1 protein-coding gene is annotated in these 454 nt (G+C 70.3%); it reads right to left on the bottom strand.

All coding sequences use genetic code 11. From position 1 onward, the window contains the following. The coding region (locus tag WU80_RS24835) for a DUF222 domain-containing protein (RefSeq protein ID WP_156371903.1) at nt 1–454 on the bottom strand (454 nt) is incomplete at both ends.

The following is a 454-nucleotide window of genomic DNA, read 5'->3' as shown; positions in this document are numbered from 1 at the left end:
GTCTGCAGCTCGTGCAGGGTGGTGGTGATGATGATGGAGGCCGGTAACCCGTTGTGCCGGCCGAGTTTTCCCGAGGCCAACAGCGCGCGTGATGCCGCCAACAACGCATCGTGGTTGCGTTGGGCGGCGCTGCGCCCATCGTGATCGATGGCCTCCTGACTGGGGGTGCCGTCCACGCACGGCGTGTCGTCGAGGGGGTTGCACATGCCCGGGGCGGCCAGCTTGGCCAGCACCGCCTCGAGGGTGGCCCGCAGCTCAGGGGTGAGCAGCCCGCGCAGCTCCGACATGCCATCGGGCCCCTGCTTGCCCAGGGTGAGGCCGCGGCGGCGGGCGCGCTCGGCGTCGCTGTAGGTGCCGTCGGGGTTCAGGCAATCGGCGACATGCTCGGCCAGCCCCGCCAATTGCTCGGGCCGATACTGCGTTCCATACCTGACGAGGTCGGCCTCCACGGCCG

Origin of the sequence: Mycobacterium sp. UM_11, assembly GCF_001414075.1 — a bacterium.
Classification (GTDB): domain Bacteria; phylum Actinomycetota; class Actinomycetes; order Mycobacteriales; family Mycobacteriaceae; genus Mycobacterium.
The sequence above is the reverse complement of the archived record's forward strand: the minus strand, read 5'-3'. Positions and strand labels throughout refer to the sequence as shown.